Origin of the sequence: Porphyromonas sp. CAG:1061 (genome assembly GCF_000435035.1) — a bacterium.
Classification (GTDB): Bacteria; Bacteroidota; Bacteroidia; order Bacteroidales; family Porphyromonadaceae; genus Porphyromonas_A; species Porphyromonas_A somerae.
On record NZ_HF988857.1, the window covers coordinates 286 to 9,632 of the forward strand.

9 protein-coding genes are annotated in these 9,347 nt (G+C 51.1%); 5 read left to right on the forward strand and 4 right to left on the reverse strand.

What is annotated here, in order from left to right; translation table 11 throughout:
• The 5 genes from QVO39_RS01350 to QVO39_RS01370 all read left to right on the forward strand — a co-directional run.
• Nucleotides 1-1,207 (forward strand): hypothetical protein (locus QVO39_RS01350; RefSeq protein ID WP_288171420.1); only part of this gene is annotated, 1,207 nt, incomplete at its 5' end.
• Between the two features lie 31 nt (nucleotides 1,208-1,238).
• Nucleotides 1,239-1,724: an NfeD family protein gene (locus QVO39_RS01355; RefSeq protein WP_021902697.1), complete on the forward strand. Its 486-nt coding sequence runs from the start codon at nucleotides 1,239-1,241 to the stop codon at nucleotides 1,722-1,724.
• Nucleotides 1,721-2,752 carry a flotillin-like protein FloA gene (floA, locus tag QVO39_RS01360; protein ID WP_021902698.1) on the forward strand — a complete coding sequence of 344 codons (1,032 nt, stop codon included), beginning with the start codon at nucleotides 1,721-1,723 and terminating at the stop codon, nucleotides 2,750-2,752. Before QVO39_RS01355 ends, floA begins: the two co-directional genes overlap by 4 nt.
• Before the next feature lie 52 nt (nucleotides 2,753-2,804).
• Nucleotides 2,805-3,683, forward strand: coding sequence for a nucleoside phosphorylase (locus QVO39_RS01365; protein ID WP_021902699.1), 879 nt, complete (start codon nucleotides 2,805-2,807; stop codon nucleotides 3,681-3,683).
• 88 nt (nucleotides 3,684-3,771) lie between these two features.
• Entirely contained in the window at nucleotides 3,772-4,626 is an 855-nt protein-coding gene (locus QVO39_RS01370; protein ID WP_288171425.1) for an urea transporter, read from the forward strand.
• Here the strand turns inward: QVO39_RS01370 and QVO39_RS01375 are convergent.
• From QVO39_RS01375 to QVO39_RS01390, 4 genes are all read right to left on the reverse strand, one after another.
• Nucleotides 4,610-6,190 carry a peptide chain release factor 3 gene (locus QVO39_RS01375; RefSeq protein WP_021902701.1) on the reverse strand — a complete coding sequence of 527 codons (1,581 nt, stop codon included), beginning with the start codon at nucleotides 6,188-6,190 and terminating at the stop codon, nucleotides 4,610-4,612. The genes QVO39_RS01370 and QVO39_RS01375 overlap by 17 nt on opposite strands.
• Nucleotides 6,177-7,088 carry an SDR family oxidoreductase gene (locus QVO39_RS01380; protein ID WP_021902702.1) on the reverse strand — a complete coding sequence of 304 codons (912 nt, stop codon included), beginning with the start codon at nucleotides 7,086-7,088 and terminating at the stop codon, nucleotides 6,177-6,179. The genes QVO39_RS01375 and QVO39_RS01380 overlap by 14 nt, the downstream gene beginning before the upstream one ends.
• Complete coding sequence (locus tag QVO39_RS01385) at nucleotides 7,078-7,644, reverse strand: DUF4924 family protein (protein ID WP_021902703.1); 567 nt, start codon at nucleotides 7,642-7,644, stop codon at nucleotides 7,078-7,080. Before QVO39_RS01385 ends, QVO39_RS01380 begins: the two co-directional genes overlap by 11 nt.
• Before the next feature lie 35 nt (nucleotides 7,645-7,679).
• Nucleotides 7,680-9,347: endonuclease MutS2 (locus QVO39_RS01390; RefSeq protein WP_288171430.1), on the reverse strand; the 1,668-nt coding region annotated here is incomplete at its 5' end.

A 9,347-nucleotide genomic window follows, 5' to 3' on the forward strand; every position in this document is an offset into this window, starting at 1 on the left:
TGACCAGGCGGTGGTCGCCTATCGTGAGGGCCGTTATGCCGATGTGGAACATTGGTACCATTCTCTTTCACGTAGAGATCAACGCCGTGCGGAGACTCTGAGGCTGGCAACGCTCTCGGCGATCAATGATTACCGGTTGGAGACGGCTCGGGAGCGACTGGAGCAGTATGAAGGGATTCGGCTGAGAGGGGAGGAGGAGCGTGCCAAGCGTGGCGAGGTAGTGGCGCATCTGGAGCTGGTGGAGCGATTGCTTTCCAATAGCCGTGTGGTGGCGACGCTAGATACCCTTGTGGCACCTCGTGCAGAGGTTTGGAAACGTTTGCAACGTGAGACAAGCTATCTAGGGGAGGTGCAAGAGAATACCTATCTTTCGCCCGATGGGAAGAGCCGTTGGCAGGTGGGGAGTGATGCGGATTGTGTGCCCCTCTTTTATATCTATCATCAATTAGGTGATGGGCGTTGGGACGAGGCAAACCCCGAAGTGGTCAGGGTGAATGGGCTTCCTGAGGGGTGCCAAATCAGCTATCCCTTTGTGGGGAGTGACGGCACTACGATTTACTTCTCCTTGGAGGAGGAAAAAGGGGAGGTCCCTCAACATACTTTAGGCGGTAAGGACCTCTATGTGAGTCGGTACAACCGTGCGGAGGGGGTGCTCTTGGTGCCTACGCAACTGATGCTGCCTTTCAATAGTCCGATGGACGACTTCTGCTACATTGTGGATGAGGAGCAGGACCAGGGCTGGATGGTGAGTGGCCGAGAGGCGAGGGGGGATAGCCTCCGTCTGTGGTGCTTTGCCCCTAGTACGTTGGCTCGCTACGAGGGGGAGAATCTCCGTGAAGTGGCGAGGTGGCTGACCCCTGAATTGAAGCCCCGTAAGCGGGGAAATATAGTTGCTAGTCCAGCTCTAAGGAACCGTGAGGAGCCGCTCTTTTGGGTGGGAGACGATGCGATCTATAAGCAGAGGTTGCAAGGGTCTCAGGTACCGGAGGGATTGGTAGCAGAGTACCTGAAGGTGCAGGAGCTTTTGAAGGAGTGTGAGGCCTCTTTGGAGGCGTTAAGACTACAGCTGGGTGGGGGTGGAACCGCGACTCAGTTGAAGGAAGAAGTGCTTTCGCTGGAGAAGGAGAGTGAGGGGTATCGGACTCGGCTTTTTACACTTCGTAATGAGATTATTCGGCTTTGGAGCGGGAAAGGTAGGAGTGAGTGATGGTTGTTAATCTACTTAAGAGCTATAAATTATGATGTTGACGTTCTTGGTCATTTTGGTAGCTGTGGTGACGGCAGCACTGGTGCTAGCGGAGATTTTCTTTATCCCAGGGCTGGGACTTATGGGCATCATAGGTGCAGGAGGATTTATCGCTATGGAGTACTTCTTATTTGCAGAGGGTATGGTGAGTATGGCCATTTTCTATGCACTGCTCTCGGTGGTACTCTTTGTGGTTGGGTTTTACCTGCTGAGTCGCAATAAATTTATCCAAAAGGTGGCTCTTAAGGATTCGGTAGATGAGGTGGCGGTGAAGCTTCCTGAGGGGGTGGAGCGTGGTGCCAAGGGGGTAGCGGAGAGCCGGCTAGCCCTTGTGGGTACTATCCGCCTTGGGGGTGAGACCCTAGTAGAGGCGGAGTCGGAGGAGGGTTTTATCGATGAGGGGGAGCCGATAGTTATATCTGATATTCGGAATAATAAGGTCTTTGTAAAACGAAATAATAAAGAGCAAAAGTTATGAATCCAATTTCTCCAAGTCTGATAGGGATAGTGATAGCTATAGTAATAGCCCTGATCCTTATCGCTCTATTCCTGAGATATTTCCCGATCCTATTGTGGGTATCGACACGTGCCTCGGGAGTGCGTATCTCGCTATTGCAACTCTTCTTAATGCGTATCCGTAATGTGCCACCTCATGTGATCGCTAAGGCGATGGTGGAGGCACACAAGGCGGGACTCGACCTGACGCGTGATGAGCTGGAAGCGCACTACCTCGCTGGTGGCCATGTGGAGCAGGTGGTGCATGCCCTTGTTTCTGCCAATAAGGCCAATATTGACCTCTCCTTTAAGATGGCGGCGGCGATTGACCTTGCTGGTAGAGATGTATTTAATGCAGTGCAAATGTCGGTGAATCCTAAGGTGATTGATACCCCTCCTGTAACCGCTGTGGCAAAGGATGGTATCCAATTGATTGCTAAAGCACGTGTAACGGTGCGTGCTAATATTCAGCGACTGGTGGGAGGAGCTGGTGAGGAGACGATCCTCGCCCGTGTAGGTGAAGGTATTGTAAGCTCTATCGGTTCGAGTGAACGGCATACGGTAGTGCTAGAGAACCCCGACTCTATCAGTAAGCTGGTGCTTCGGAAGGGACTAGATGCCGGTACCGCCTTTGAGATCCTCTCTATTGATATTGCCGATATTGACATTGGTAGAAACATCGGTGCGGTACTGCAGATGGATCAAGCTCAGGCCGATAAGAATATCGCCCAAGCTAAGGCTGAGGAGCGCCGTGCAATGGCGGTAGCTCAGGAGCAGGAGATGCGGGCTTTGGCACAGCAGGCCCGTGCTAAGGTGATTGAGGCTGAGGCGGAGGTACCTCTCGCCATGGCGGAGGCATTCCGTAGTGGTAACCTAGGGATTATGGATTACTACAAGATGAAGAATATCGAGGCGGATACCTCGATGCGTGAAGCAATAGCTGGTCCTACGGGCAATGAGAAGGAGCATAAGCCTATGGGAGCTATTGACGAAGATAAGAAGAAGAATTAATGAACTGGGTGCGGTGAGTTACCCTTGCCAAGCACCCATTAAATAAAGTATTATGAGTAAATTTATTATACCAGAGTCGGAATTGATCATCAATAATGATGGCACTATTTTCCATCTCCATTTGCGTCCTGAGGATATCTCAGATAAGCTAGTAATTTGTGGTGACCCCTCGAGAGTGGATATGATTGCTTCGCACTTTGATAGTGTGGAGGTCAATGTCTCTAGCCGTGAGTTTCACACCATCACTGGTACCTATAAGGGGAAGCGGATCACTGCCCTTTCTCATGGTATTGGAAGTGATAACATCGAGATTGTGCTGAATGAGCTAGATGCACTTGCCAATATTGATTTCAAAACGCGTACTGCCAAGGATGAGCATAAGGAGCTTACGATTGTGCGAGTTGGTACTTCGGGAGGTTTGCAAGACTTTGCCCCTATCGGCTCTTTTGTAGCTGCCAATTATGCGATTGGCTTTGATGGGGTATTGCACTTCTATGCCGATCGGGATAAGGTGTGTGATAAGCCTTTTGAAACGGAACTGATGAAGCAACTGGAGTGGCAGATTGATGGGCTGAAGCCTTATGCTGTCCCAGCGCCAAAGGATATGATTGAGCAGTTTGTGACCCCAGGTGGTGTAGTGCCAGGAGCGACGATTGCTTGTAATGGTTTCTATGCACCACAAGGTCGTCGCCTTCGTGGTCAACTAGCGGATCCTAAGCTCAATGAGAAGATCATCAACTTTGAGCACAATGGGGTGAAGCTGACCAACTTCGAGATGGAGAGCTCGGCATTGGCGGGTTTAGGTGCTGTCCTAGGTCACCGAGTGTTGACGATCTGTACGATTATAGCTGGTCGTAAGAGCGAGACGATGAATACCGAGTACAAGGGCACTATCGAAGGCCTTGTACAGCTAGTGCTTGACCGCATCTAAATCGACTGAAGGTACCATATAATTGAATCCCCGACCATCTTGAAAGATCGGTCGGGGATTCTCCTAAACATCGTCGTAAATGAAGGTGATGCAGAAATATATTGAAAGTGTACTGAAGGGAGTGGGGCAGGTGATGCTTCAGGAGAATAGTTGGACGGGTCTTCTATTCCTAGTGGGGCTGGCTTTTAGCTCTATCTATCTGGCCTCTTTGGCTTTGGTGGCTACAATATTGGCCACGCTCTTTGCTTATTTGGTGAAGTATCCAGAGGAACGTATTGAGCAAGGGCTGTATGGCTACAATGCCACTTTGGTGGGGATTGGCTGTGGACTCTTCATGGAGCCTAGTCTGCTGGCTGCGATCCTATTTGTGGCGCTCTCCATCCTTTCTGCGGTAGTAACTCATTGGGGAATGTGGCAGAAGTATCTGCCAGTGCTAACGGCACCTTTTGTCTTGCTACTGTGGGGATTGATATTGTTTGTCCTCTACGTAGACCCTCCATTGCATCTGCACTCTTTCACCTATCCTACTACCCTTGGTAACACCCCATTGGTGATTTTTGGTGTAGGGCTAGGGCAGGTGATGTTGCAGGCGAACGCTCTGACGGGTTACCTCTTTCTCTTAGGAATACTCGTCAACTCACCTCGTGCGGTGGCTTACCTCGTGGTGGGGAGTCTCCTTACATTCTTGCTTTGCCTTTTCCCATTCGTTGATACGATAGATGCCCACTCGGGGCTCTATCTCTACAATACCATACTAGTGGCGATCGTGGTCTCGGGGAAACCACGTCGCTTGGCACCATGGGCTCTACTTGGAGGCACTATCCTCTCCTTCTTCATCCAGTACCTAGGGCTCTCTATGGGCATATCTACTCTCACCGCCCCCTTTGTGCTGGTGGTGTGGATTCTGAATGGAGTGGAGCACTGGGTTAGAACTCGCTCGTGAAGTGGAAGGTGATATCGGGGAACTCCTCTTTCGCCATATTTAGTAGATAGGCACTATCGGCAAGGTAGACATCGCGTCCCTGCGTGTCCACGGCCATATACTGCATCTTGCGTTTCTTGAACTCCTCTAGCACTTCGGGTTTGTCGCAAGAGAGCCAGCACGCTTTGTAGAGGTTGATTGGCTCCCAACGACAGCTCGCTTGGTACTCGTGGAGAAGGCGGTACTGTATTACTTCGAACTGCAATTGCCCTACAGTACCCACAATACGGCGACCGTTGAAGGCGTTGGTAAACATCTGTGCTACCCCTTCGTCCATCAGCTGAGTCAGTCCCTTTTGGAGCTGCTTCTGCTTCTGTGGGTCGGCATTCTCAATGTACTTAAACATCTCTGGTGAGAAGCTAGGCAGTCCCTTGAAGTGGAGCACCTCGCCCGAGGTGAGAGTATCGCCAATCTTGAAGTTGCCAGTATCGGGAAGACCTACAATATCCCCCGCAAAGGCATCATCAACGATCTCCTTTTTCTGTGCCATAAATGCGGTGGGCGAGCTAAAGCGCATCTGCTTTTTGTGCCTTACGTGGGTGTAGTACTTATTCCGTTCAAATTTACCTGAGCAGACCTTCACAAAGGCGATACAGCTGCGGTGGTTGGGGTCCATATTGGCATGTATCTTAAAGATGAAGCCGGTGAAGGGCTCCTCGTAAGGGTCTACTATCCGCTCTTCTGCCTTGGTAGCTCGTGGAGATGGGGCGATACGCACAAAGGTATCCAGCAACTCTTTCACGCCAAAGTTATTGAGTGCTGAGCCAAAGAAGACTGGTGCAAGGGAGGCCTCTAGATACTCCTCCTCATTGAGTTCTGGGTAGACTCCCTCAATGATCTCCAGGTCGTTCTTCAGTCGCTTTGCCTGTGCTTCGCTCAGGTAGTTGAGCAGTTCGGGTGAATCGAGATCCACCTCCATACGCTCCGAGACATGCGACTTATCGGCTCCCGAGAAGAGTTCTAGCTCCTTGTCATAGATGTTGTATACTCCTTTGAAGCGGTCACCCGAATCGATAGGCCAGGTGAGTGGGGTGGTGGCGATCTGCAACTCTTGCTCCACCTCGTCGAGTAGGTCGAAGGGGTCTTGCGACTCTCGGTCCATCTTATTTACAAAGACAATCACGGGCGTCTTGCGCATACGGCAGACCTCCATCAGTCGCTTAGTCTGTAGCTCCACACCTCTCGCACCATCAATCACGATGATTACCGAGTCCACGGCAGTCAGCGTACGATAGGTATCCTCGGCAAAGTCTTGGTGACCAGGGGTATCTAGGATATTTACCTTGTACCCTTCGTATTCAAAGCCCATCACAGAGGTGGCGACAGAGATGCCTCTCTGCTTCTCAATCTCCATCCAGTCGGAGGTGGCCGACTTGCGTATCTTATTGCTCTTCACCGCCCCTGCTACGTGTATCGCTCCTCCGAAGAGCAGTAGCTTCTCGGTGAGTGTCGTCTTACCAGCGTCGGGGTGTGCAATGACGGCAAAGGTTCTTCTCCTTGATATCTCTTCCTTATTGTATTTCATCAGTTGTTCCTTGAATGTCGTAATTGTAAATCTCCTGTAGTCGCTCTTGCCATGGGCGGATGAGGGTGGGGTAGAAGTGTGCTATCTTCTCAGTTGAGAGGGCACTAAAGTGTGGGCGAAATGCGGGGAGTGCCCAATCTGCTTGGGTACACTTCCCTACGGTTACTAAGGTATCGGGCGGTAGAAGCTCCACAATCTTGCTCGCAAAAGTATGCCTTGAAGCAGGTCCTACGTCCGCAACGTGGTAGATGCCGAAAGGCAATGGCCCTTTCTTTTCACTCGCGATCTCCAAGATAACCGCTGCCAAGGTAAAGACCGAGGTAGGGGTACTCACTTCGTCCGTTACCACCCTAAGCGGTTTACCCGCTTGGGCATTGCTCAGTATGCTCTTGTAGAAGCTCTTGTGTGGCCACTTGGCAGGACCATAAAGCCACGAGGTACGAAGAATATAGGCATTTTGCTTGTGGTAATGTACCGCATACTCGCCGATCAACTTGGTGAGTGCGTACCTATTGGCCGGCATCGGGATATCCTCCTCATTGTAGGGCTCCTTTCGTGGCGTTCGGTCACCCCCAAAGATATGGTCGGTACTGATATGTATCAGCGGTATCGTGCCGAGGGCATTGGCCAGTGCCAAAGGTATTGATGTATTGGCAAGAAGTGCCTCACTGTATTGGCTTTCAGCAGCATCGACATTGGTAAAGGCGATGCAATTGACCACAATGTCCGGTTGGTTCTTTGCCACAAAGTCAGCAATCTCCTCCTCGCTAGAATAGTTGAGCGTCTCCCTTGTCGTGGGGAGTATCTCCAGCTCTGGGTAGTGCTTTCTAGCCACCTCCTGAATGGCCGTGCCCAGAAGCCCCTTAGCTCCTGTGAGCCAAACTCTCTTACTCCTCATCTTCCTCCTCCCCACTAAGTTGTAGGTTGCCCTCCTCTACCTCGCGAAAACGATCGGCGAGCATAGCTAGGAATGTGCTGAATTGTTTGATGGCCTCCGTTGTCGCTTCGGTCACCTCCTCGCCTCTTGCTTTGAGCGTTAGATAACCGTAGATGCCTACAAAGCAGGTCTCCACCTCGCCCATCTGGTCGGTGCCAGTCAGGTCGCGTAGCTGTATGATGCTGGGAAGTGTCTGGAAATAAACCGATGAGTAGAGCGTCTGAGTTGGCTCCCTTAGTAGTTTGCCCGAGAGCTCCTTAAGCGAGTCCATCAAGTCGTTGAGCTGCTGCAAGTGCCCCACCTCGGTAATCCCTTCAGCCTTCATGGCGTCGGCAAGCTCTAGGTACCAGAGTAGCACCTTTTCCATCATCGGCTTCTCTAGTCGGTACCCCTCGTGTACATACTCAGTGATGCGTGTGAGGTCAAAGTCAAGTGCCCTGATGGTATCCTCTATCTGCCACATATAGAGGATGTATTCCGCTACATTTTCCTTCCTTTTCTGTTCTGCTACTATCATAATCTATTAACTTCTTTGTGCCTATAAAATGGAGCTTAGTTATCCCTAAGTGTGATGACGGTAATCCCGGCACCGCCTAAGTCTACTAGCTCATCCTCATAGTGTGCGATCCTAGAATCCTGTCGAAGGTACTCCCTAATCGCCTGTTTTAGTGCTCCCGTTCCGGTGCCGTGCAAGATGCGGATAGGGTTGTACCCAAAGTGATTGGCGTCATCAATAAACTGAACCACTGCCGAAAGGGCTTCATCTACCCGCATTCCTCTACAATCGAGTTGAGGCTTGAAATTGAGCCGTCGTTGGCTCGACTGCTGTTCGATTACTTGAGGCCTCCGTGCAACGAGGTCAGAGGTGGCTCGTTCTGTTGGCTGTAGCTTGCTGGCATCTACCGTCATGGTGAGGTTGCCTAGCCGCACACGTGCTTTCTTACCCTCAATAGCCACCACTTCGCCCACTTCATTGCCATTGCCAAAGGTCACGCGACTTCCCTCCTTGATTGGCTCCCTCTTGGCGGGGGCTGGCGCCCTCTTTTTCTCTGCCTGTCTATTAAGGTGAGACTTCTTCCGCTCTAGCTTTGCCCTCGCCTTTTGGGTTGGCTCCTTTTCTGCCTTTGCTTCTTTGATCTCCCGAATCGTTCGCTCCACAGTTGCATTGGCACTATTGACTATTTCCAGTGCCTCCTGCTCCGCCTTCGCCAGCAGGATCTTCCGTTTTTCCGAGAAGTTGTCTAATCGCTCATCCAGCTTACTCTGCTTCTCTTGTAGCTTTCGCTCTTGCCGCTTTACCTCCTCCCGTTTCCGCTTCCAATAAGCCTTATCCCGAATAATATCCTGTAGGTACTTATCTTGATGCAGATAGTCGCTACCCACCAATTCACTGGCATAATCAATGATCTCGCCAGGTAAACCGATCTTCCTCGCCACCTCTAGTGCAAAGGAGCTTCCCGGCTGACCGATAAATAGCTGATAGAGTGGCTCAATGCGTCCTCTATCAAAAAGCATCGCCCCATTCACCACCCCTTCGTGGAGCTCCGAGTAATCCTTGAGGTTGCCGTAGTGCGTGGTAATCACCCCATAGCAACCCATCTGCCGAAAGCGATCCAAGAGTGCCTCGGCAATCGCACCTCCAATCGTGGGCTCTGTGCCCGAACCAAATTCATCAATCAGTATCAAACTCTCCGAGGTGGCCTCCCGCAATACCCGTTTCATACCCTGTAGATGGCTAGAGTAGGTGCTGAGGTCGTTTTCTAGCGACTGAGCATCGCCGATATCCAGGAATATCTGGTCAAAAAGGGTGCAAGTGCTATGATCCATCATAGGCACTGCCAATCCGCATTGGAGCATATACTGGAGCAGACCGACCGTCTTGAGTGCAATGGATTTACCGCCAGCATTGGGACCAGAGATGATGAGCAGTCGCTGCTCCTTATTCAGTTTCAAAGTAAGCGGAACCAACTCCCTATTGAGTGACTTCAAGTGTCGCTCTAGGAGCGGGTGCCTAGCTACTTGCCACTCCATATCGCCCTCGGTGGAGAGTTGAGGAATTACCGCCTCCATCCCATTGGCGAGTCGTGCCTTAGCCCTATTGAAGTCCAAAATGCCTATCCCTTGGCAATTGCGTTGGAGCATCGGCATATCCCTCCTCACAAAGTTGCTAAACTCCCTAAGTAGTCGCACAATCTCTCTCTGCTCCTCACTTTGCTTCTC